Annotated in this window: 1 rRNA gene; it reads left to right on the top strand. The window is 49.8% G+C overall.

The features are described 5' to 3' along the window. Positions 1–101, top strand: a 23S ribosomal RNA gene (locus AACY19_RS27650); the annotation flags it as partial. Between the last annotated feature and the right edge of the window lie 154 nt (positions 102–255).

The raw sequence follows: 255 nt of genomic DNA, 5'->3' as shown, positions 1-255 counted from the left end.
CCCTGAAGGGCCGTCGAAGACTACGACGTTGATAGGTTGGGTGTGTAAGCGCTGTGAGGCGTTGAGCTAACCAATACTAATTGCCCGTGAGGCTTGACCATATAACACCCAAGCAATTTGCGTCGAACAGACCAGATTGCGGTGTGTGAAGACGAAACGAACCGAAAGTTCGATGTTCACAAAACACCAGCTGTCACATACCCAATTTGCTGAAGCGAGGCCATCAGGTCACGACTCAGTACCCGAATTTCTTGA

It is taken from the genome of Pseudomonas sp. EA_5y_Pfl2_R50 (assembly GCF_963970475.1).
GTDB lineage: Bacteria > Pseudomonadota > Gammaproteobacteria > Pseudomonadales > Pseudomonadaceae > Aquipseudomonas.
The sequence above is the reverse complement of the archived record's forward strand: the minus strand, read 5'-3'. Positions and strand labels throughout refer to the sequence as shown.